20 protein-coding genes are annotated in these 22205 nt (G+C 40.8%); 5 read left to right on the top strand and 15 right to left on the bottom strand.

What is annotated here, in order from left to right:
* Positions 1-145 precede the first annotated feature (145 nt).
* The 3 genes from C2M30_RS15555 to C2M30_RS15545 all read left to right on the top strand — a co-directional run bounded on the left by C2M30_RS15555 (position 146) and on the right by C2M30_RS15545 (position 2327).
* Complete coding sequence (locus tag C2M30_RS15555) at positions 146-553, top strand: hypothetical protein (RefSeq protein WP_105172327.1); 408 nt, start codon at positions 146-148, stop codon at positions 551-553.
* A gap of 122 nt (positions 554-675) precedes the next feature.
* A complete protein-coding gene (locus C2M30_RS15550) occupies positions 676-1053 on the top strand; it encodes a BlaI/MecI/CopY family transcriptional regulator (RefSeq protein ID WP_105172326.1) in 378 nt (125 codons plus the stop codon).
* Positions 1050-2327, top strand: coding sequence for a M56 family metallopeptidase (locus tag C2M30_RS15545; protein ID WP_105172325.1), 1278 nt, complete (start codon positions 1050-1052; stop codon positions 2325-2327). Before C2M30_RS15550 ends, C2M30_RS15545 begins: the two co-directional genes overlap by 4 nt.
* 137 nt (positions 2328-2464) lie before the next feature.
* Here C2M30_RS15545 and C2M30_RS15540 read toward each other — a convergent pair whose 3' ends face one another.
* From C2M30_RS15540 to C2M30_RS15490, 11 genes are all read right to left on the bottom strand, one after another.
* The gene (locus tag C2M30_RS15540) at positions 2465-3763 is read right to left on the bottom strand and encodes an MFS transporter (protein ID WP_105172324.1); all 1299 of its coding nucleotides are present in this window, start codon (positions 3761-3763) and stop codon (positions 2465-2467) included.
* A 203-nt stretch (positions 3764-3966) separates the two neighbouring features.
* A complete protein-coding gene (locus C2M30_RS15535) occupies positions 3967-4368 on the bottom strand; it encodes a GFA family protein (RefSeq protein ID WP_105172323.1) in 402 nt (133 codons plus the stop codon).
* Between the two features lie 37 nt (positions 4369-4405).
* A complete protein-coding gene (locus tag C2M30_RS15530; RefSeq protein WP_105172322.1) occupies positions 4406-4828 on the bottom strand; it encodes a VOC family protein in 423 nt (140 codons plus the stop codon).
* A gap of 118 nt (positions 4829-4946) precedes the next feature.
* Complete coding sequence (locus tag C2M30_RS15525; RefSeq protein ID WP_105172321.1) at positions 4947-5753, bottom strand: arylamine N-acetyltransferase family protein; 807 nt, start codon at positions 5751-5753, stop codon at positions 4947-4949.
* Between the two features lie 10 nt (positions 5754-5763).
* Positions 5764-6267 carry a flavodoxin family protein gene (locus C2M30_RS15520; protein ID WP_100915858.1) on the bottom strand — a complete coding sequence of 168 codons (504 nt, stop codon included), beginning with the start codon at positions 6265-6267 and terminating at the stop codon, positions 5764-5766.
* Positions 6268-6370: 103 nt separating this feature from the next.
* Positions 6371-9058 (bottom strand): TonB-dependent receptor, encoded by a 2688-nt coding sequence (locus C2M30_RS15515; protein WP_105172320.1) that lies wholly within the window; start codon positions 9056-9058, stop codon positions 6371-6373.
* A 10-nt stretch (positions 9059-9068) separates the two neighbouring features.
* A complete protein-coding gene (locus C2M30_RS15510) occupies positions 9069-10076 on the bottom strand; it encodes a FecR family protein (RefSeq protein WP_105172319.1) in 1008 nt (335 codons plus the stop codon).
* A gap of 12 nt (positions 10077-10088) precedes the next feature.
* On the bottom strand, positions 10089-10628 hold the full coding sequence (locus C2M30_RS15505; RefSeq protein ID WP_234004751.1) for an RNA polymerase sigma factor: 540 nt from the start codon (positions 10626-10628) through the stop codon (positions 10089-10091).
* Positions 10629-10767: 139 nt separating this feature from the next.
* A complete protein-coding gene (locus tag C2M30_RS15500) occupies positions 10768-13041 on the bottom strand; it encodes a beta-N-acetylhexosaminidase (RefSeq protein WP_234004750.1) in 2274 nt (757 codons plus the stop codon).
* A gap of 97 nt (positions 13042-13138) precedes the next feature.
* Positions 13139-15640 (bottom strand): TonB-dependent receptor, encoded by a 2502-nt coding sequence (locus tag C2M30_RS15495; protein WP_105172317.1) that lies wholly within the window; start codon positions 15638-15640, stop codon positions 13139-13141.
* A gap of 99 nt (positions 15641-15739) precedes the next feature.
* On the bottom strand, positions 15740-16726 hold the full coding sequence (locus tag C2M30_RS15490; protein WP_105172316.1) for an AraC family transcriptional regulator: 987 nt from the start codon (positions 16724-16726) through the stop codon (positions 15740-15742).
* A gap of 88 nt (positions 16727-16814) precedes the next feature.
* On the opposite strand from C2M30_RS15490, the gene C2M30_RS15485 reads away from it, so the two are divergent.
* Together C2M30_RS15485 and C2M30_RS15480 are read left to right on the top strand one after the other, a co-directional pair.
* A complete protein-coding gene (locus tag C2M30_RS15485) occupies positions 16815-17135 on the top strand; it encodes an SRPBCC family protein (protein ID WP_234004749.1) in 321 nt (106 codons plus the stop codon).
* Between the two features lie 105 nt (positions 17136-17240).
* Positions 17241-18050 (top strand): sterol desaturase family protein, encoded by an 810-nt coding sequence (locus tag C2M30_RS15480; RefSeq protein WP_105172315.1) that lies wholly within the window; start codon positions 17241-17243, stop codon positions 18048-18050.
* On the opposite strand, the gene C2M30_RS15475 is transcribed toward C2M30_RS15480, so the two are convergent.
* From C2M30_RS15475 to C2M30_RS15460, 4 genes are all read right to left on the bottom strand, one after another.
* A complete protein-coding gene (locus C2M30_RS15475; RefSeq protein ID WP_158683483.1) occupies positions 18047-18769 on the bottom strand; it encodes a transporter substrate-binding domain-containing protein in 723 nt (240 codons plus the stop codon). The two genes, C2M30_RS15480 and C2M30_RS15475, sit on opposite strands and share 4 nt — an antisense overlap.
* A gap of 203 nt (positions 18770-18972) precedes the next feature.
* Positions 18973-20322, bottom strand: coding sequence for a class II 3-deoxy-7-phosphoheptulonate synthase (locus C2M30_RS15470; protein ID WP_010558449.1), 1350 nt, complete (start codon positions 20320-20322; stop codon positions 18973-18975).
* 76 nt (positions 20323-20398) lie between these two features.
* Positions 20399-21178 carry an ATP-binding cassette domain-containing protein gene (locus C2M30_RS15465; protein WP_105172313.1) on the bottom strand — a complete coding sequence of 260 codons (780 nt, stop codon included), beginning with the start codon at positions 21176-21178 and terminating at the stop codon, positions 20399-20401.
* Positions 21178-22161 carry a FecCD family ABC transporter permease gene (locus tag C2M30_RS15460; protein ID WP_010558447.1) on the bottom strand — a complete coding sequence of 328 codons (984 nt, stop codon included), beginning with the start codon at positions 22159-22161 and terminating at the stop codon, positions 21178-21180. The genes C2M30_RS15465 and C2M30_RS15460 overlap by 1 nt, the downstream gene beginning before the upstream one ends.
* Positions 22162-22205: the final 44 nt, after the last annotated feature.

Genomic DNA, 22205 nt, shown 5'->3' with positions numbered 1-22205 from the left:
CGTCATATTCCGCATATTGAGATTGGAAAAGTGACAACCTTATTAAGCGCCAAATTGGCGCTTTTTATTGGTGCCCAGTCAATAACTAGATTTCACGTTAATTTGAATTACACTCAAAGAATGAAACTTAGCCAACTCCAATAAAATGGCAATTGAACACGGAACTTTCTCACTTACATTATTACCCAACAATATCATCGTGGCCGATGCAAAAGGGCCTTGGAATATTGAAGCCGTTGATCATTACCATAATGACGTAGCTGCAATAGTAAATGAATTTGCCGGAAACCCATGGCATCATATTGCAATTCTTCGTTGTGAAACGGTATTTATTCCACAAGTTATCGCACGACTTGAACAACATTTTTTGTGGCGCAAACAAAATAATGTACAGTCAGACACCACCTTACTTACCGATAGTTTTAGCAAAAACATCTCTAAGCAACAAATAACACAAATCTTCGAAAAACTTGAAATGACGCATTTTTTTGCGAGCGATTTAGATAATGCACTACAGCAAATAGCAAAGCTAAAAGCTGTAACGAAAAATTGAGCACTAAACAATCAACTAACTAATTAAATTAGCCAATCCATACATTCAGTTAAAAAAACGCTTGTTATATCTACACATGTAGAGATAACATACATCTACATTTGTAGACATAGAGAGATCTGATGGCACTTTCTAATTTTGAACTAGAAGTGATGCAACTTTTTTGGCACCACAAAGAGGCCAGTGCACCTGAAATTCATAAGCAAATCGCACATACACGCGACGTAAAGTACAGCACCGTTAAAACAATCATCGACCGACTAGAAAAAAAGGGCAGTGTAAAGCGCAGCAAAACCCAAGGACGTACTATTTTTTACGCACCTACCACAGAAAAACAAAGCGTTAGCGTGCCGCTAATTAAAGACTTTATAAACAAAGTGTTCCTCGGTAAAAGCCGACCATTAGCGGCTCATATTTTAGAGCAAGAAGCGCTTTCAATGGACGATCTTGAATACTTAGAGTCGGTGCTTAAAGAACGTAAAAAGGACTTACAAAAATGATGTTTTACTTGCTTATCAACATAGGCATTTCGGTACTTGTGCTGAGCTTATTAACATTTGGTAACGGGTCAAATAAAGCAAACTATCGCTTATCGGTATTTGCGCTTGTTACTTGGTGTATTCCCTACCCTATGCTCGCTAAATTACTACCATCAGATGAATTGGTTAATCCAATTATTCTGTCGCAAACATTCAGCACAATAACCGCGCAGCAAACACGTCTCAATACTCATTTTATTGATTATCAGCAACTAAGTTTAATGCTATTGCTTAGCAGTGTGTTGTTGGGTGGCGTGATATTTAGCACACGCTTGATACGACAGTTAAAAACACACGCACGCATTGTTAATAGCGCATCATTTAGCTATTGCGACACCTTATCTAAGCAACATGCAGTGCCCGTTTACCGCGCTGAAAACGTGCCTAGTGGTATGCTTATGGGAGTTTTTAACAGCAAAATAGTGCTATCGAGCTCCATCACGCAAGCCAACCAAATCGCGCTTATTGTTAACCACGAAAAAACACACAAAGTACGTAACGATAACTTACGTTTGCTGTTCTTAACCTTAGTGGAGAGTTTGTTGTGGTGGAATCCTCTGGTTAAAAAGCTGAGCAAACAAACACGCTTTTATATTGAAGCCCTGTGTGATGAACAATGCGCACAACATTATGGCCATAAAGCATATCAAGCTGATTTTGCCGATTTAATTTTACACCAACACCAAAGCCAGCAGCTCACTTTAAACTGCACGGCAACCTCAACTAAAAACAATAACATTCAACGACTAAAACGTCTCAAGGAACAAAGAGAAATGACTTTAAAAAACAAACTTACCTATACCATGTCGGTTACAGCGGCACTATTGTTAATAACATGGCACACACTTGCGCTAGCTGCACCAAACAGCGCTAACACTAAAAGTGAGCAAGGTGCTTTTGTAAATTTTGAAATTAACGTGACCGAACGCACAAGTGATCAAGCGATAAACACACACACGTCACAAATGACAATGTGGGTACATTTTAACGAAAAAGCAGCGTTTAATATTAGCGACAAATTTCATTTTAACTTTGTGGTATCTGAGAATAATGACGTTGCTGAAGTAGAAATGGCCATTTTAGAAGTAAGCGACGCGGGCGAAGAAATTGTAGCGCAACCAAAGCTCATTGTTGCATTTGACCAACAAGCAAAAATTGAAATTGATAATTACCAAGAAAGTAACCACGCGTATTTTATTGCGTTTACACCAAGCCGAGGGCAAAAACCGGAATAAAACAGCTAGGTCTATTTATCAACTTAGAGCGCAGATAAATAGGCCTGTTGCAACGTTGTGAAAAGTAAAACTAGCTTCGCTATTACGCCAATACAAACTTAAATCCAGCGAATAACGTAACTTTAAATCACAGGTGATTAGTCTTTTTTAGATACATTTTTCAAGCTAAAGCTCAGCGCAAATGCAATGCCACTAAGAAGCGCAAACGCTAACATCACCGCAAAAATTGAAAACTGCGCTAATGCCCCGCTTAATAGGCCAATTAGTAACAGCACCACACCTATTAAACTATTACTGACCGAAACATAGTCAGTTCGTTTATTACCACCCGCCATATCGACTAAATATGTTTTTCGTGCTTGGCGCACACCTTCATGCACTACAAGTAGTACAAAAAACAAAGCAAGGTAAGGGTAAATACTGTCAACTTCAAACCAAATAAACAGTGCACTAAGCAAACAAATAATCGTATTTAAACTTGCGGTAAATGCCATCAGCCCTTTACTGTTTTTGTCTGCCAATTTACCCCAGATTCGACCACTAATAAGGCTTGCTATACCACCAAGTACAATTAAACTGGCTAACGAAACATAAGAAGAACTGGCTTGCTGCTCTGCCATTAAAACCAAGTAAGGAGCCGCTAAACCAGAGCTTATCATCAGGCTTCGTACCCACACAAAACGAGCAAAACCAATATCTTGCTTAAGTAGTTTTAAGTTATTTTTTGCAACATCGAGCGCACTTTTGTCGTCGCTCTTATCACCATCATATTCTTTAATAAGCGCACAACTAAATGCACTTAACAAAAAACATACAGCGGCCAGCGCAAGTAAAATAATCGATCCATCTTGTTCGCTTGAGCGTAGATATAACGCACCACCAAACACAATTGTAATTGCACCCGCAATGCTGGCGGCGGTACCACTTAATTTGCCACGTTTACTTTTATCAATGGTTTTACCCATCACATCTTTATTTGCGATAGAGGAAATAGCGCGTGCCAAACTAAATAAAATAGTTAAAACAACAATAGCGATACCAGCCACTATGCCACTCAAGCTTATTGCCGCAAACAGCAAAGCAAGTACCGCAATAGCCTGTAATACCGCGCCATAAAAAAGATATTGCTTGCGCGTTGCTTGGCGGCGAATATGCGCACCCAATACAATTTGTGGCAACATCGCACCCGATTCACGTATTGGCACAAGCAGAGAGGTTAAAAAGATTGGCGCACCTGTGGTTGCCATTAGCCAAGGCAACACCACTTTAGCGCTGGCGAGTGAATCGGCGATTTTGCTTAATACCAGCGACACAACAAACAACAGGTAATTACCGTTTTGCGCCTGACAGGCGTTATCGTCAAGTTCGTTACACTTGGACGAATTACTGCCGATGCGATTATGGAAACGCTCTACCCATTTTGAAAAATGTGTCATAAATCCTTAGAAATTCCGTTTTAATTAAGCTTATTACTACGAAAATATATACTATTTAGATCAGATACTTAACCATTAGACTAGTTATTAAGCAAAGCAACTGATGCAATTAATTAAAACGGCAATCGCAAAACCTTTGCAAACACATTAACTAATTTTGTCGCTAAAAGTCGTTTATAATGGCAAGTTCAAATTACGTAATATTATTTCGGCAAGCCGTTAAAACAAGGAGTGTGCGCAATATCATTAAACCAAGGCGCGCGGCTTTTAACAAAAATTTGCGCACTTGGAGACATGGGCACATCTGTATCTAAACTGCCAGCAGGGACCACAACATAATTTAAATCGTGATCGTGTGTTGGCAATGGCGAACCGCAATCGGTGCAAAAACTTTTAACATGACAAGTGTTTAAATGTTGATAACGTTTTACCTTTTCCAGCCCTTGCAGCCAGTCTATCTGCGCATTAAATGCAAATAAATTGGCACCATGAGCGGTACCGGTTCCCTTTTTACAGCGCGCACAGTGACACAAATAAAATGCATTAAAACTACCGGTTACCGCATACTTAACTGCGCCACATAAACATGAACCTTGATGCTGCATACGCGTTTCTCCTATCCGCTCTCTTTTAGACTGAAAATCAGCGTTCTCTATTTGCCATTGGGTGATCAGCGTTTAATTGTAGTAAATCCCAACGATTTCCGTACAAGTCCTCAAATACGGCGACGGTGCCATAAGGCTGCTGTTGTGGCTCACGAATAAACGACACCCCAACCGATTTCATATGCTCATAATCGCGCCAAAAATCATCGGTATTCAAAAATAGAAAAACGCGCCCACCCGCTTGATTACCAATAAACGCGCGCTGCTCAGGTTTTGATGCCTTTGCTAATAACAGTGCCGTACCGGTAGAGTTTGGTGGTGCCACAACAACCCAGCGTTTATCTTGTTCTGCCTGATAAGTGTCTTCTATCAATTCAAACTTAAGCTTATTTACATAAAAATCAATTGCTTCATCATAGTCTTTTACGACCAGCGCAATATTTACAATATTCTGTTTCATCACTTTTCACTTTTGCGGTTTTTAGCTCAGATTATTTAGTTTAACGACAAAGCGCCAGCCAGTTAACTTAAAACAACAAAAGCGGCTAAAAAGCCGCTTTTGTTTGCTAAATGTCTTATCACCTTTCTCGATTAATAAACTCAAACAAGGTTTGCGTTTGTGCAAATGTTAGCTCCACTAAACACTGCTCTGTCAGTAGCGAATGTAATTGTTTCGCCGAGGTAATGGTAAATACCTCTTGCTGGTTATGTGCATCGTCAAAAAAGGTAACTTGGTTATTCCTAATTAAAATGCGCTCGTTATCCATTATTCGTGATACCACTAGATTATTCACAAATGCCGCATTTTCGTGTTGCGAGCTATAAAAATGGCCAATATTGCAATCCATCTCGGTGAATTCACTTAAATCAAAACGATAAAGTGTGATCGGTTGGTCATTATTAGGCGCTAACGCCAAGCGATACGCTTGATCGCCAGTTTGTTCAAGGCTATACCGTCCATTTGGCGCATCAATCGTTGTAGTTTTTAATGGCACGATAAAGCGCGGGTTAAGCACGCCAAAGCCCACATCTACAATGTATTGTTTCCCTTGATACTCTAATAAAGTAACACGGTGCAAGCGGCCATTTTGCTCATTACCATCAAGTAAAACCCGTGTTATAAGTGGCCTAACCGTAAAACCAAGCGCTTTTAAGGCAAGGTAAAATACCTTGTTGTGTTCAAAACAATATCCGCCTCGTCGATTTGTTACTACACGGTCAAACAATGCTTCAGGTTCAAGTGATAAGTTTTCTTTTAAAATGACATTGGCGCTATTAAAAGGGAATGTCGCTATATGCGCTTTATAAAGCGCCGAAATAAGCGCTAGTCCTTGCAGTTGTGGTGCATTGAGCTGATTTAAATAATCTTGTACGTATTGTTCCATCAGTGTACTCCTACTTATTTAGTGCCACGTTAAATTGCGCTAACACGGTGTTATCTAGCGAAAAACCGTCACGACAACTAGCATGTAGTTTCGCTGTGTACTGAATATCAAAATAATTAAACACTTTTGCGAAAAAGCCATCAAAAATAGGGCATAGCTCATCACTTGCCGATGTGGCCAAAACAAAGGCCTTTTTATTAGCAAACGCACGGGCTTTTGGTTTGAGTGATTGTACGTCTGTTAGCTCTGTGATCCGATCGATCAATTGTTTAATTGGGGCGGTGGGTGCATGCCAATACACAGGCGATGCAAAAATTAATTTATCGGCCGCTAAAATTCGCTCAACCAACGCATAAAAATCGTCTTCAGGGTATTCATTTTGATAGTTGTATGGCGAAATCTGTAACGAGTCGATATCGATTACATCCAATTGGTGGTGTTTCGCGACTTGCTCAATTAGTTTTGCTGTATTGCCTTGTTTATTTGCACTTGAAAATAACACTAACTTTTTCATCAGTTTAAAGTCCTTTTGCCAAAATTGTGCAGGTACTTTAAAAGCTCAAGTTGGGTTGAGGTAAAGCGTTTTTTTAAACTTTTTTATAAAATTGACTTAGCTGCTAAAAAGTCAGATGCAGCGACATATTCAAATGCCGACCAAAAATAGGCCTCGCATAGTAGTACTCATCCGTTTGGCTGAAACTACCGCGAGGATTTCCCTCGGTGAGGCCTTTCGAATTAAGGGCATTTTCAATGCTAAAACTTAATTTAACCTGGTTACTAAGCGCAAATGCAAGGTTAACATCGAGTCGCGTATACGCTGGCAATGAAAAATGATTGGCTATATCTGAATAACGCTTACCTATATAAGCTAAGGTAACAGTGCTTTCAAATGCTTTATATGTGAAAGTTGGCATAATTCGAAATTGTGCTTTGGGTGTGCGCGTTATTTGGTTGCCATTGTATTGGGATTCATTATAACTTTGCGGAATACCAGCAAACTCACCATGTTGCCAAACACCTACACCAGCAACAGAAAAATGGTCATTCACTTCATATAAAAACTCGAGTTCTAACCCTTGAGTTTTAGTATCAATAAAAATTGCTTTGTGCTGGTCATTCAATCCTTGATAAACGGTAAAGGGAAGCGGATCAAAACGCGTTTCAAATAAACTAGCAGATATACTGGCTACATCTGTCGCACCGCGCCAACCGATTTCACAAAACGTTAAATCAACGGGCTCTGCAAAATCCACGTCACTAGGGACATCGTCATAGTAGTCGCCGTAGCCAATGCGATTACCAAGGTTAAGCAAGCGCGGCATTTCAAACGCACTGGCATAACGTAAAAACAGCGCATTATTATGCTTAAACTGCCAATTTACACCTGCGCTATAGGCCCACTCTTTTTCTGTTTGGCTGCGTGAAAAAGCAAACTCACTGGCGGTTTTGTGTTTAAGATTGGTAACCGGCTCTATGGTTTCAACATCGCTAAATACGCTGCCATTTAGGGTTAAGTGCTCGTAACGTGTGGCAATATCAAGCTGCAAAGTATCACTAATATCATAATCGAAATTAACATAATGAGAGTACGATTTAAGGCTGCCATCACCACGAATGTATGCGGGTCCTGAAAAATTCAAAAAGCCATTGTGACTAAGTCTATCGACAACACGATTATGACTATCAAGTGCAACCACGTCATAGCGCTGCGGCCGATGTTTTACGTCAATTAAAATTTCGCCAAGCCAGCGATCGTAGGGCAAACTTTGATAATCAGAAAATGCAATCAATTGACCTAATTGCAATTGCCAACGTTCACTTAACCACTGCGCAGAAAAGTGGTTAATCCATTGAGTTTGCGAATAATTCGCCGCGAGTGGGTAGGCAAAGGTCATTAATCCATTACCATTTAGCGATTGCGTTAGGGAAACAGGCTCGTCACTATTTGCATACGTGAGCGCGGGTCGCGCTGTCGGGTATTGCGCCATAAACGCCGTAATATCCTCTCGTGCCAACAGTGTTTGCACCGACATCAGGGTTTCATTACCCTGATTGACCAAGGTATAAAAATCATTCTTTAAGTGGCTAATGCTCAGCTTGTTGTCGATAAAAATATGTGGATTAAGCTGCTTAGCAAAAAATAGCTTGAGGGAATTAAGCGAGGTTTCTTGGCTATCGGCCAGATCACGCGTTTTAAAGCCGTTTTCACTCGGATATGATAAAAAACGCAGCTCATTGCTTAATAAAGTGCTTCGGCCCGCATCAATAGGTGAAATGCCAGTTGGATTACTTGGGTTTTGCATCGGGATCGGTGCATAAAATCCGGTAGTATCTCGCAAATGTTTCAGTTCAACAGCTAAGTCAAATTCAGCGGATAGATAATCAACTCGTGTCTTAACTTGGCCACCGTGATCTGTGGTATATCCCGGCGCACGCAGTCCATTACTCGTGCGATAAAAGCCGCCGGTACTATAGTACATGTTTTTTGTAAGTGGCCCCGATGCAAATAGGTCAATGCGCTGATAACCGTAATCTAATCCTTGAGTCCATTTCGCTTCAAATAGTGCCGTATCACCGCCTTTTCGCGTATTAAAATTCACCATCGCGGCAGGGCCATTGGTGGTAAAAATACCGCTAGAACCCCCTTTTACAATTTGCACCGACTCTGTCGTTAGGTCTTGACGCAAAAAGAAATCAGGCCAAATACCATCGTAAACCACCGGAAGCCCGTCTTCCATTAATGATATAAAACGGTATCCCTCACCGCCCCTCAGCCCACGAGGCGCAACATTATTGTTCGTTTCACCGCCCGAGTCCTCAACCCAAAAGCCACTGGCAAGATTAAATAATTCGGCAGTGCTGTAGGGTACATGTTGGTTTAATTGCTGTTGTGATAAATGTGAAATTGAAACCGAAGAATCTAAAATTGAGCGATGATTCGCACCGTGGCCGGTAATCGTTACCCGCTCCCATGTTTTGTCATTTTCCACGTCAGCGTTTCGTTTAAACACTACTAAGCTTTGTAGTTCTGGATAAATTGCAAAGCTATACTGCGTATTTTTAAGTAACTTTTCGAGTTGCTGGCGAAGCGGTAATTGGTGGGCAGGTAATACAACATTGGGTTCATCAACTAGAGGCATCATGGTGAGTTGGTAATCGGCACGATTTGCTATTCGGATCAATGCTTGACTAAGTTTAAACGAGGCATTTTCAGATCCATAAACAGGGCACAGCCAGCTACCTATGAGTAGCTGACCAATAACTAATAAAATTCCAAGCTGATGTTTAATCGGTATTCGCCCCATACAATTCTGGTTATTGCTTCATATTCAGCACTCGCACATCGCCATTTTTCTGTACTTCTAAATCGTAAAGCAATGCGACACTTTGCAACCACTGCTCTACTTTGTCGAAATGCACTGTGCCGGTGAAGCGCAGATCTGAAATGGAGTCGTTAGCCAAGTAAATTGTCAGTGGCGAATATCGGGTTAAATCAAAAATGATGTCGGCTAAGCGTGCATCAATAAACTGTGCTTGTTGATTTTGCCAATCTGCTGTGTGCATTTTTAGCGGCTGTTGTTTAACAATAAGCGCATTGCTGTTCGTTGCATCAATTGCGGCATATTGCCCTGCGTTTAAAAGAGCATTATGCGATTGGTTATTAACACGAACTTTACCCTCCAACACGCTCACAACTAACTCTCTAAGACCTAATTTAACATTAAAAACCGTCCCCACAGCAGTTGCTTCGCGATTACCATCCGTTACGGTAAATGGCCTATTTTTATCGCTTGCGACGTTAAAAACTGCTTCACCTTTAATTAAATGGATCACCCGTTTATCAACCTGATATTGCACTAAGAGTTCAGAGCTTGGCGCAAGATCAATTACACTACTGTCATTAAGCGTTATGGTGCGTGGCTGGTTAAACAGCGTTTTAAAACGTGTTACCTCAGCTGGTTTTTCAGCAGCCAAGGTACTGTTTGTGGGAACGACTTCACTTTGCCAAAAACGCGACGAAACAAGCGCAATACATACAAAACTTGCAGCCCATGCAAAATAGCGCCATTTACTTTGCCTTTTAACATTGCTTACTGGTTGCGTATTCTCTAATTCACTAGGCATGGGTAGCTCGTCTGCTAATAGCCACATTGAAGACATTTTTTCAAACGTTACTCGATGATCTTCACTTGTTGCAAGCCAATCAGACAGCGCTGTGTTTAATGCCTCTAAATCATCAATATCTGTTGTTTCGTCCAGCGCAACTAACCATTCAGCGGCTTGCGCTTCTATTAATTCGTTACTTACGTTCGCATCTTGCATTTCAATTCCTTACTACAACTCATCTTTTAAGTTAGCGAAACAAAAGCGCACGGCTTTTAGTACATGTTTACGTACCATACTGCTTGATATATCCAGTTCTTGGGCAATTTCTTCATATTCTTTTCCTTTTATCTTGTATAGATAAAAACTACGGCGGCACTTGTATGGCAGAGATTCCACCAGCGCAGCCATCTTGGTAAGTAACTGAGTGTGTTGGGTGTTATCTTCAGGTTTTAAGTGCGAGGCATAATGTGCGATATCAAATGCAGCATCACCGCTTACCTCAGGACTGCGCGCTCGGCGGCGCAATTTATCTATGGTTAAATTGGTCGCAATGCGATACAAATACGCATTGATATAACTGGCAATATTTGGGTTATCTAAACCGAGTAATTTTACAAAGGCCTCGTGTGCAATATCTTCAGCTTCAGCCTTTGTCATGCCCTTTTTCATAATATGGATCAGCAATTTACTGTGATGTTCAGCATAAAGCTTTTTCATCTCACCATGTTGAGTGACATCGGTTATATTTTTAACGTTACTGGCGCGCAAATCGGATCCCTAAAAAACTCCCTTTCAATTAGTAAACGAATTAGCGTTACTATTTGGGAATCCAATGCTGCAATTTTTTTTGCTAGTCAACAATAAGCCAATAGCCTTATAGCAAGCTTTACTGTTAGCGCTTCCTTCATTAAAAAACCGCAATTTCGTCAATATACAGAGGTAACTTAGGTATTTGCGGATCTTGTGAGTTATCGGCATTGATGACCGTTACACGTAGGTATTTGGCCTTTTGCGGCTCAAAACTAAGGGTGAGCAATGGCCCGGTTATTTGCTCTTGTGATAGTGTTATCACCTCTTGCCAATCACTTGCATTGTTACTAACGCTGACTGATACCGACAACGGTGGATGGAACTGACGATGTCGTCCCGTGTCAACCCCCATTACAATTTTTGAAAACGCTGTTGGTTCAATAAAATCAATAGTGGCATCCATGTTATTGCCATAAAACACCGCAAATTTATTTACATCGTAAAACTGATCATATGCAAAACGCCCATCAAGAATCGTCTTTGCTCCGCCCTTTGCAGGCGCATCTACAAAGCTAATTTTTTTGTTTAATGCTTTATGTTGCGCAAAGGTCAAATGACTTCGCTTTGAAAACTCGCCGAGCGAATTCAATTGCTGTTTCGCGCTAACAGTGTAAATTTTATTGGTTGCGAATACCGATAGCGATTTTTGATATTCTGCTGAATTAAAATCAATAAATTTATTGTCTAGCGTGTAACGTAACGCGCCATCATACCCATCTGCGTTAAGTGTTATTCGCGGCGTGGCATTAAACGAAACGTCAATATGCGGATTATAGTGTGACGTTGAAACATTAATACCTTGTTGGCGGTAGCGCGATATTAACTGAGGCAGTGCACTGTTAAACGCTTGCCAATCTTTTTGCTTACTCCACAGTACTTCACTAAGTGCGGCAAGCCTTGGAAACAGCATATATTCGGCGTGGCGTGGAGTTTTGATATACTCTGTCCACAGTGCGCCTTGAGCACCTAATACAAGTGATTGTTGGCCTTTTGTTAGCTGTTTAGGAATAGGCTCATAATGATACACCTGCTTTAACCTAGTTAGCCCATGAATCGCTTTTGGTTCCTCACTTGATTCGGACTGATACGCGTCGAAATAAATATGCTGATATGGGCTCATAATGACATTGTGACCAAGTTTTGCAGCTTTTATTCCCCCTTCTTCACCGCGCCAACTTGTCACAAGCGCGTCTTGCGCTAAGCCGCCCTCTAAAATCTCATCCCAGCCAATCATTTTCTTATCTAACTGTTTAATAATTTGGCTAACACGCTTAATAAAGTAGCTTTGTACTTGCTCACCTGATGTCAGTTCTTGTTCAGTCATTAATTGTTTCACAAAGGCACTTTCTAACCACTGCGTTTTTATCACTTCATCACCACCAATGTGAATGTACTGAGAGGGAAATAGCGCCGCTACCTCGCTGTATACATTTTTCAAAAACGCAAAGGTTTGTTCGGTAGGACATAATACCGGCTCGAAAATACCGAAGTTATCTTCCACTGCTAGGGTTTGATTTTTGCAGCCAAATTCAGGATAGGCCGCAAGCAAGGCTGTGCTATGTCCTGGAATATCAATTTCAGGGATCACCTCAATATGACGTGCTTTGGCGTATTCAATTACCTCTTTAATTTGCGCTTGGCTATAAAAACCAGATACCGTTTTACCATCAAATAAAGGTTGATAATCGTATGTATGACCAACCACCGTTTGCGAACGCCTAGCACCAACACTGGTTAGTTTAGGGTATTTTTTTATTTCAATGCGCCAACCTTGATCGTCGGTTAAATGCCACTGAAACACATTAAATTTATGTGCAGCGAGCCAATCGATGTAGTTCTTTATAAATTCAATATCAAAAAAGTGCCGGCTTACATCTAAATGCATGCCGCGATAAGCGAAGCGCGGTTGATCGCTAATTTGCACAGTAGGAATTACCCACTGTGATTGGTTTACCGGTGCATTGGCAAAAAAGCTATGATCAAATAACTGTTTAAATGTTTCAACCGCATAAAAAAGTCCGGCTTTACTAGCACCAATCAGTCTTGCCTGTTGGCGCGATACTTCGATGCGATATGATTCATCTTGACTAAAATCCGTACTATCGATTTGCAGCACAATGCCCGACTGCATGTCATTTTTTCGCGTTGCGGCTGTCGCCGGAAACCCTGACGTTTTATTTAGCCAAAAGTGTAAAGCTTCCGCACTGGCTTGGCTTGCATCATCAAGATAAACCAAAGTGGTATTTTTATTGAGTGTAAACTGGTCATTTTGCCAAACAAGGTGATTAGGTTTTGGCACGATAACGGGATTGGCAAGCACTTGGCCACAACCAAAAAATGCTAAAAATAAAAGGCGTAATACTATTTTCATAACATATCCAAAGAAAAAATAGCCTAAGCGATTCACCGCAAAGGCCATTTGGGGGAAGTATAGGGGCGGCAGAACATCAACCCCTACGGTTAGCTAACTAAAAATCGAGTGTGATCGACGCCGATACAGTACGCCCTAAAATAGGGCGGGCGTAGTAGTATTCAAATCCCGCTTGCTGATCATTAATCGCGCGAGGGTTACCCTCTGTTAAACCAATTTCATTGGTCAGATTTGTGGCTTTAACGTGCAGCTTTAAATGGTCGTTAAAATGGTAGTTAATACCTGCATCAACTGTCATGTACGCAGGTAATTCAAACTTGTTTTCACCATCAGAAAAGCGATCGCCAAGATAATGTGCGGTTAGGTACACATCACCATTGTCAAAGTAATAAGTCGGTGTTAAACGCAGTTGCACTTTGGGTGTACGCTTTACCTGATTGCCTTCCCAATGACTGTAATTTTGATCAAACCCTTCCATTTCAGGGTTTTGCGCCACGCCGGTTAAGTCAAAGCGCAGGTCACTAATTGGTTGCCACACTGCTTCAAACTCAATGCCTGTGGTAACTGTATCGATAGTTTGATTTGCAACAGCGCCATCATCACCTGTGAAGTTGCGCTCTGTGAGATCTTTAAATTTCGTTTGGAATAACGTTGCTGATGTACTGAAAGTATCACCACTGAAGCGTGCGCCGAATTCACTAAAGGTTAAATTGACCGTCTCGTTAAATGTCGCATTGTCGCCGCTATGAATTGTCTGGCCATGACTCAATAGTCGAGGCATTTCAAAAGCATCGGCATAGCGTGCAAAAAACGCTGTCGTGTCATTTAAGGTGTAATTAAAACCAAGTGTCCATGCGAGTTCCGACTCATCACTTTGCTTGTTGTAAAATTTATGCGATGGCATATCAACATAGTTGTTAGCAAGATTATTGTCGATATCATTGCCGTTTTCATCAAATGCCCCATTCACAGGTTGGGCGAATAAAGTGCCTGATGCCGTGCTATCTAGACTTAAAATTTCGTAACGTAAGCCGCCATCAAGTCGTAAATCGTCGGTGACTTGAAACTCTTCGTTAATGAAAAATGAATGTGACGTTGTGGTACCAAACGCAGTAGCTTGACCCCAACCAGGTGCATAGCCCGTTGAGCCACGGTCGGTCAATTGCCCAACTACATTGTTGTTATTGTCAACCGCCACAATATCAAGGCGTCGTGCATTGTCACGCACTTCAGTTAAAAACTGTGATTCCCATTTATCAACTGGTAATGAATCAGCGTCAACATAAGCAAATAACCAACCCATGGTTAAACTATGTTGCTCTCCCTCATAGGTAACACTTAATTTATTAACGAACTGCTCAGCATCGTAGCGTGAATAAAGTGGATAGCTGGTGGTAACTAAACCATTGCCATTTAGCGTTTCTGGGTTTTGTAACAGTTGATCGGAACCAACGAAGCGATACATCGCTTTTACAGCGCCGTCATCGGCAAATGTGGTTAGCATGTTTTGTACATCTTGATATTCGAGTCTACTATTTGCATCAACTAACGTAGAATTATCAAAGTTAAGCAAAACATACATATCATTTTCAAATGATGAATAACGTCCTGCGGCGTTTAATAACCAATTATCGTTAAGTTCCCAGTCAAGGTTATAGCCTAGGGTAGAAAACTGTGTGTGTTGTCCATCTTTTAAATCACGGGTTAAATAACTGCCGTCCTTTTGTAAATAATCTAAGCGACGTTGGTCGTTGCCAATTAGCGTGCCAAATTTCGGATCTACACCGGGGATCCCTTTTGGATTTTGCTGATTTTGCAAGGGGATAGGTACAAAAAAAGTGGTATGGTCATTTAAATGTTTCGCTGATAACGTCAAACTACCTTTGTCAAATTCACGCATCAAGGTTACACGAAGCTGACCACCTTGGTCGGCGGTAAATTCGGTATTACGCACCCCATCTGACACGCGATAATAACCACCCACAGCCATTTTCCAATCATCACCTATTGGCGTGCCATAGTATAAGTCAGTGCGATACAAACCATAATCTGCAGCTGTAAAGCGAAGCGTCGCTTCTTCCATATCATCTGGTTTGCGCGTTATAAAGTTAACCATAGCGGCAGGGCCATTAGTTGTGAGCAAACCACTCGTTCCGCCGCGCACCGCTTCCATATGCTCTATTGTGATATCTTGACGTTGGTAAAAGTCTACCCAAACTCCATCGTAGACCACAGGCAAGCCATCTTCTTGCACACCAATGTAACGAAACCCCTCACCGCCACGTAAGCCTCGTGGAGCAACATTATTGTTAGTTTCACCGCCAGAATCTTCAACCCAAAAGCCGGGAACAACTTCGAGCAAATCAGCAGTACCTAAGGCTTGTTCTCGCGATAGTTGATCCGCATTAAGTGTAGTGATTGAGACCGACGATTCTAGCTTGGTTAAGCCTCGTCCTGTGCCACCCGTAACAATAATTCGTTCCATATCAAGTAAGTCATTGGCTTTTTCTTCACTTGATTGTTGGTTTGCATTTACGCCTGTTGATAAGCATGCTGCAATCGCAGCAGCAAGCGATGTGTATCTAATAGCCTTCGCCATAGTATTCCCTCATTCCAGGTTATTTTTATTATTGCCAGCAACGCTGACCCTATAGCTAAATAACGAAGCAAGATGAAATATTGGGAATAAAAAAGAAAATTATTTTTTTAAAAGTAACTTTTGATAGCGCAGCGGTGTTGTCGAAAACCACTTTTTAAACGCATGCGTAAACGAAGATTGTTCTTGAAAACCAAGCTCGTAGGCGGTTTCAGCAATAGTGTGCTGAGTTAGTAAAAAATCGACTCGCGATTTTCGCTCATCTGTTAATAATTCAATAAAATAGGTATTTTGCTGTTTTAGTTTGCGCTGCAAAGTTCTTGGGCTCATAAACAAAGCAGCTGCGATCCGATTTTGATCGCAGTTTTTTAAGCTGCTTTTTGCTTTTAGCAGCAATATTACCTGCTCTTTTATATTTTCATTGGGTTGGCGTGCTTGTAGCTCTTTTTCAGATACCTGTATTAAGGCCTGAAACATTGCCTTGTTTTCACTTGTAAAGGGGATTGACAGTAACGCTTTAGAAAAAACGATACTGTTTTTAAGTGCGTTTGTTGTCACATTACAATTAAACCAATTACTCAGCGTAAGCCGTTCATTTTGGCTTAAATTAAAGGTAAATGTTATTTCATCAGGTTGGTAGTGTTCACCAAGAATCTTGCGCACAGTGGCAACCCAAGCAGTCGTGTTTCTTAGCACCATTTGCTTACAATCGTCACTTTTAACATGCCAGTCTAGCTGAACTTGTTGATCCAAATGACTCACCTTAGTTTCGCCAATATCCGCAACTAACGAATCAAAACGAATAAGTGCCTCAATCGCTTGTTCTAAATTTTCACAGCTTTCAACCAAATAGCCGAGCACACCATAATCTTTGGCTTGAATCCGTTTACCTAGTTCAAAACCGAATAAGCTTTGCTCACTTAAAAGCGCGCCGCTATTAAGCAAATCAACATAGTGCTCCATTGAAACTTGGTGCGCGCGATCGCTATTACTCAGCGCAACACTTGCGTTATGCGCTGGTGGTTCTATGCCTAAATCATGTAAGTAGTGTAAAACGCTTTGCAAATACGCAATTGAAACCGATGCCATAATATTGTCGTAAAATAACAAAAACTATGACGTATTAGCGCAAGATAAACAGCTAAAGTCAAATTATGCTGCTAACAGGTGTTCATTAGTGTCATTTTTTATGATTTCTGTTCAATATCAAAAAACAATACAGGCCACGCCAGATCAAATTTTTACTAAGTTGATTGATCACAAAAACCTTAATCAGTTTTTCAATGCGTCATTCAAGGTTGTAAAGCCACAAGATAATAACGAACCAATAGGTGGAAAAGGCTGCGTGAGGCAAATAAGTCTGTTGGGTATTACGTTTTTAGAAGAAATTATCCATGCCAGTGAACATGAGATCCGTTATCGCGTATTAAACGACTTTCCTGTGAAAAAGCATTTGGGCGTTATTACCTTGCTACCACATGGTAACACACAACCGTAACTTACACCATACAATGTAATTCACCTTGGTATTTACCTGGTGTTTTATTGCGCCGCATTTTGGCCAACGACATTCGCAATTGCCTTGATAAATTAGGAGCATATTATGATCCCAGTTGAACTTATTTTACTGGGGTTGAGCCCCGTTTTTATTATTTGTGTCGCGTTAGAGTTTAAAAAAGCGCGACAACACTACAATATGAGAGACAGCATTAATAACACCTTGCTGGCGCTGTTACACCAAGCATCAGATGCCGTGATATTACTGGTGTTAATGCCAATATTTTTATGGCTACATCAGTATGCTTTATTCGACATTAAACTCACCTTCACATCTTTGTTATTTGGTTTTATTTTACAAGACTTTTTATATTACTGGTTTCATCGTGCATCCCACAATATTCATTGGTTTTGGTTGGCTCATGTTGTACATCACAGTTCAACCCACATGAATTTTACTACGGCATTTAGACAAAGCATCTTATATCCGATTGTTGGCATGTGGCTATTCTGGTTGCCGATGATTTTAATTGGCTTTTCACCGAGTTTAGTGTTCGCAATTGTGGCAATTAATTTGGCATATCAGTTTTTTGTTCATACTCAAGTGATAGGTAATTTAGGCTGGTTTGAAAAGGTATTTAACACACCGACCCATCATCGTATTCACCACGCCACTAACAGGCCGTACATCGACAAAAATTACGCTGGTGTATTAATTGTTTGGGATAAACTATTTGGCACATTTGCACCAGAAGATAAGGCAATTACCATTAAATATGGCATTGTTGGTGAATTACCAAAAGACAACCCACTGAGCGCGAATTTTAAACAATTAGGTGTTTTAAGCAGGCAGATAAAGCAAACTAAAACCCTACGAGCAAAGCTCAGCGTATTATTTGGGTATCCTAGTCACTAGTTAAGGTTAGTCGAATAAAGACGGGTGTATTTTGATACAATACGCGCTATCACACCGCGCTCTGTAAGCGCATCAATAGCAGCATTGAGATTTGGTAACAAGTGCTGCTTTTGTTTATTAAGGCGTAATCTCAGTAGCCCTTCAGTATGTAGCTTTTGGAAATCGAGATTTACATCGTAACGTTTACCCCAATAACTCGCCGTTAAATCGCCAATAAGAATGCGCGAAACACGCGCTTTTTTAAGTGCTAACACCAATTCTCTTTCTGATTTAAAATCAATGCGATTAAACAAGCTATCATCGTAGTAATAGTAACCAAGAACGGTGCCGATGTTGTCGTGGTTTAAGTGCGCAGTTTTATCCGCATCTTTTAACCCAACAAAATATTCTTTTACGGTAAACAAGGGCTTTGATAACACAAATTCAGGGCCAACTTCTTGGTTTGGAAACCATTCAGCACACACAGTATCAAAGTCGAGTTTGCCTTCTAATAATGCTTGGTTGGTACGCTTGGGCGGTAAATTAAGCTGCACGCCTTCGATTTTTGCCTCTACTAGAATAAGCGGAATAAGCTCACCAAGAATGCCTGGCGTTGCTTTATCGGGCATGTAGTAAGGCACCCAGTTGTTAGAACCAGACATGTTGTAACGCAAGCTGTTTTGCTCCGCAAACGCTGAAAACGTAAGCAAACTCAATGTAAGCAGTAAAATCCGTATCAAAATGCCTCCAATCTCCTTACCATCGATAACTCAAAACAACAAAAGCGATAAATATTAACAACCTATCGTTAAGCTTAGCGTAAATAAGCCTAACTGCGTAAATAAAATTAAACGATAATGAATATAAAATCGATCCATTTAGCCATAAAAAAAGGCCCATATTTAGGCCTTTAATGTATTTCTATGGTGATAAAAAACACTGCTTATTTGCGAGCGTCTTTCAATAAATCAGCCACTAAGAAACCAAGCTCAAGTACCTGATCAGCGTTTAGGCGCGGATCACACTGAGTGCGATAACGCTGTGCCAAGTCTTCTTCACATAAACCATATGCACCACCGGTACATTCCGTTACGTGCTGGCCTGTCATTTCTAGGTGAATACCACCTGGGTATGAGCCTTCAGCTTTATGAACCGCAAAGAACTGGCTTATTTCACGCATAATATTATCAAAGCTACGCGTTTTATAACCATTGCTGGCTTTTTCAGTATTGCCATGCATTGGATCTGAGCTCCAAATCACCTTGCGGCCTTCTTGCTGTACTTTACGTACCAACGCAGGTAGTTTTTCAGGTAATACGTCCGCACCCATGCGTGTAATAAGCGTTAAGCGACCAGGGATGTTATCTGGGTTTACTGCATCAATTAAGCGGATCAGTTCGTCAGGATCCATGCCAGGGCCCACTTTTACACCGATTGGGTTTTTAATGCCACGGAAGAACTCAATATGAGCGTGATCTAATTGACGTGTACGCTCACCAATCCATACAAAGTGCGCAGAACAATCGTACCAATCACCCGATAAGTGATCGCGACGTGTTAATGCTTCTTCATATCCAAGTAGTAGTGCTTCGTGCGATGTAAACAATTCAGTTTCGCGAATATTTGCAGAGTTACCTGATGTAATACCGCACACTTCCATAAACTGAAGTGCATCTTGAATGCGATCAGCAAGCTCTTGGTATTTGTTTTTAAGTGGGTTTGCCGCAACAAAGCTCATATTCCAACGGTTTACTTGATGTAAATCTGCTAAGCCACCTTGAGCAAATGCGCGTAATAAGTTTAATGTTGCCGCACTGTGATGATACGCCTGCATTAAACGCTGCGGATCAGGAATACGTGCATCTTCTGTAAATTCGAAACTATTAACGATATCACCGCGATAAGACGGTAGGCTAACGCCATCAATCGTTTCAAGATCAGCTGAACGCGGTTTAGCATATTGACCAGCCATGCGCGCAATTTTAACGACAGGACACTTACCGCCGTAAGTTAAAACAACCGCCATTTGCATGAGCGTTTTAAACGTATCGCGAATGCTCGCCGCGTTAAACTCTGAAAAGCTTTCTGCGCAGTCACCACCTTGTAGTAAGAAGGCTTTACCTTCGCACACATTCTCAAGATACTTAAATAAACTACGTGTTTCTTCTGCAAACACCAGTGGTGGTGCTGAATTTAACTGTGCTTCTACGTTTGATAATTGTTCAGCGTCTCTGTAATTCGGCTGTTGTTGAATAGGGAGATCTCTCCAGCTATTCGGGCTCCAAGGTTTCACTACATTTTTCCTCATTCCAATATAACCTCAGTTCCGAATTTACAGGGCTAAAATTAAATTTCAAGTGATAATTTGTTTAATTCCATGATATTTGGTAATAAGCATTATTTTCATAACTTATTTGCGATGAATTAAGGCCAAAACAATCAACAAGATTCGAAATTTTAATATCACGACCTGCTTTAAATTCGCCTATTAGCGAACCTTTTTTCATTAATAAACAGGGGTTTTGCGATTTTAAGGCGAAATTCACCTCATGATGAGAAGATAAAACACAAATTCGACTGCTAATATGTTCTAAGTAATCGATTAACCATAACGTATGTTTAATATCTAACCCGGTGAAAGGCTCATCCAACAATAATAAGTTAGCGTGAGGCTTTAGTTCTTCATCACAACCAAGCAAGGTAGCCGTTAGATAACAGCGTTGACGTTCGCCGCCGGATAAAAACTGCAGCGGTTTTTCAAGTAAATCAGCCACTTCTAAGCCACGCACTACCGCATTATTTTCAAGTAGCACTTTTAAACTCTCTATCTCGCTATCAAAACAAATTGCCAGCATTTCATAACCAGTAATTGAAAAATGAGCTTGGTTTTGCTGAGTTAAGTACGCCCGCTTATGCGCTAATTGTTGAAGCGATAACGATGAGTAGCAACTTCCAGAAATAGTAATCGCGCCATAAACCTCGCTGTAGAGGCCTGCAATACAATCAAGTAAGGTTGATTTTCCCGCCCCATTTGCACCTAATAAATGATAAAAACCAGGGCTTAACGACAACTCAGATACCTGAACCGTAAAACCATTAAACGGGTTTAACAATAAATCGTTAATGCTTAAACTGATAGGCGCTGTCATTACATATGGTTCCTGTGCGCAAAGTGCTTAAACAACACCCAAATAAATAACGGACCACCAAGTGTTGCACTAACAAGCGCTAAAGGTAAGTTGGTACTCATTAATGAACGAGATAAAAACTCGATAAACACCATAGTCGTAGCGCCAACGAAGCATAGTTTAGTGATTAAATGCTTGTTGTCATTTCCGAAAATCATGCGGCACGCATGAGGAACCAACAAGCCTAAAAATGCCACAATACCACCTAGCGATACCGCTATCGCCGTTAATAAAGCAGCAACTGACAAGCACTCTAAACGCAAGCGTTTTACGTCGATACCATGCAATTGTGCGTTTCTATCACCGAGATAGACAAAATTAAGTGCGCGACTGCGACGCTTTAATAAAGAAACAATTACACCGGTTGCTGCAAGTGTTACCAGTGCGCTGGTCATAGTGACATGTTCAAAGCTTCCGAGCATCCATACACTAAAAATGCGTAACTGATCGTTATCTGAATAAAAAATAAACCAACTAGAAATCGCTGATGTAATTGTGGTTATACAAATGCCTGCCAAGATAATTGCGAGACTGGCATAATTTCCGAGCTTTTTCGCGATCAAAAAGATCACACTTATTGCCAATGCAGCACCGCATAAGGCAAATAAAAACATGTAGAACACACTAAAATCAAAGGCACTTGATATCAGCCCCGCCGCACCTAAGATGACAGCAAGCGATGCGATACCTGAAATGCCAAGTAAACTGGGTTCAGCAAGCGGATTAGCTAACAGTAACTGAAACAAATGCCCAGCAATCGCCAAACAGATCCCTACTGTTATAGCAGTAATAATTTTTGCTAAACGTAAATCAAATAAAATCACTTTATCAATTTCGCTTAGCTGCCAAGGCAGAATGGTTTTACCGCCATTGAGCCCAATAAAAAGGCTCAATAAAATAGCAATAAACCCAACACCGTACGTAAAAATAGCGTGTTTGCGCATGAAACAATTTAACTGATTGGTAATACTGCGTTTATATCAGAAAA

This window comes from Pseudoalteromonas sp. T1lg24, from assembly GCF_002964745.1.
In the GTDB taxonomy this organism is placed as follows: Bacteria; Pseudomonadota; Gammaproteobacteria; order Enterobacterales; family Alteromonadaceae; genus Pseudoalteromonas; species Pseudoalteromonas spongiae.
This window is presented reverse-complemented; position numbering and strand designations above follow the sequence as displayed.

Excerpts from the sequence above, each read along its gene's own strand:
- C2M30_RS15525 (WP_105172321.1), bottom strand. The coding sequence starts at position 5,753 with ATGGAACAATACGTACAAGATTATTTAAATCAGCTCAATGCACCACAA.
- C2M30_RS15550 (WP_105172326.1), top strand. The coding sequence starts at position 676 with ATGGCACTTTCTAATTTTGAACTAGAAGTGATGCAACTTTTTTGGCAC.
- C2M30_RS15510 (WP_105172319.1), bottom strand. The coding sequence starts at position 10,076 with ATGCAAGATGCGAACGTAAGTAACGAATTAATAGAAGCGCAAGCCGCT.
- C2M30_RS15480 (WP_105172315.1), top strand. The coding sequence starts at position 17,241 with ATGATCCCAGTTGAACTTATTTTACTGGGGTTGAGCCCCGTTTTTATT.
- C2M30_RS15535 (WP_105172323.1), bottom strand. The coding sequence starts at position 4,368 with ATGCAGCATCAAGGTTCATGTTTATGTGGCGCAGTTAAGTATGCGGTA.
- C2M30_RS15515 (WP_105172320.1), bottom strand. The coding sequence starts at position 9,058 with ATGGGGCGAATACCGATTAAACATCAGCTTGGAATTTTATTAGTTATT.
- C2M30_RS15555 (WP_105172327.1), top strand. The coding sequence starts at position 146 with ATGGCAATTGAACACGGAACTTTCTCACTTACATTATTACCCAACAAT.
- C2M30_RS15545 (WP_105172325.1), top strand. The coding sequence starts at position 1,050 with ATGATGTTTTACTTGCTTATCAACATAGGCATTTCGGTACTTGTGCTG.
- C2M30_RS15520 (WP_100915858.1), bottom strand. The coding sequence starts at position 6,267 with ATGAAAAAGTTAGTGTTATTTTCAAGTGCAAATAAACAAGGCAATACA.
- C2M30_RS15490 (WP_105172316.1), bottom strand. The coding sequence starts at position 16,726 with ATGGCATCGGTTTCAATTGCGTATTTGCAAAGCGTTTTACACTACTTA.
- C2M30_RS15500 (WP_234004750.1), bottom strand. The coding sequence starts at position 13,041 with ATGAAAATAGTATTACGCCTTTTATTTTTAGCATTTTTTGGTTGTGGC.
- C2M30_RS15495 (WP_105172317.1), bottom strand. The coding sequence starts at position 15,640 with ATGGCGAAGGCTATTAGATACACATCGCTTGCTGCTGCGATTGCAGCA.
- C2M30_RS15540 (WP_105172324.1), bottom strand. The coding sequence starts at position 3,763 with ATGACACATTTTTCAAAATGGGTAGAGCGTTTCCATAATCGCATCGGC.
- C2M30_RS15465 (WP_105172313.1), bottom strand. The coding sequence starts at position 21,178 with ATGACAGCGCCTATCAGTTTAAGCATTAACGATTTATTGTTAAACCCG.
- C2M30_RS15460 (WP_010558447.1), bottom strand. The coding sequence starts at position 22,161 with ATGCGCAAACACGCTATTTTTACGTACGGTGTTGGGTTTATTGCTATT.
- C2M30_RS15530 (WP_105172322.1), bottom strand. The coding sequence starts at position 4,828 with ATGAAACAGAATATTGTAAATATTGCGCTGGTCGTAAAAGACTATGAT.